The organism is Arthrobacter sp. SIMBA_036 (assembly GCF_046535135.1).
Classification (GTDB): domain Bacteria; phylum Actinomycetota; class Actinomycetes; order Actinomycetales; family Micrococcaceae; genus Arthrobacter.
Genome location: NZ_JAWRXG010000231.1, coordinates 1 through 265, shown reverse-complemented (window position 1 = coordinate 265; position 265 = coordinate 1). Strand labels below are relative to the sequence as shown.

General features: G+C 62.6%; 1 pseudogene. It reads left to right on the top strand.

Annotation, left to right across the window (positions count from 1 at the left end):
• Positions 1-19 precede the first annotated feature (19 nt).
• A pseudogene (locus SB659_RS19730) lies at positions 20-265 on the top strand (EmrB/QacA family drug resistance transporter); the annotation flags it as partial.

Sequence of the window (265 nt, the reverse complement as noted above, 5' to 3'; positions counted from 1 at the left end):
CTGCGGCTCCGTCAGCCTCGTGGTGGGGCTGGCCATGTTTGGATCCGTGACCTACCTGCCGCTCTACATGCAGGTGGTCAAAGGGCTCACACCTCTTTCGGCAGGACTCCATCTCACGCCGATGATGGCAGGCGTCCTGACCAGCTCGATCGCCAGCGGCCAGATAATCAGCCGCACCGGGCGCTATCGACTGTTTCCGATTGCTGGTGCCGCGATTATGGCCATGGGTCTCGGGCTGCTGTCGACGCTGTCGGTCGAAACACCC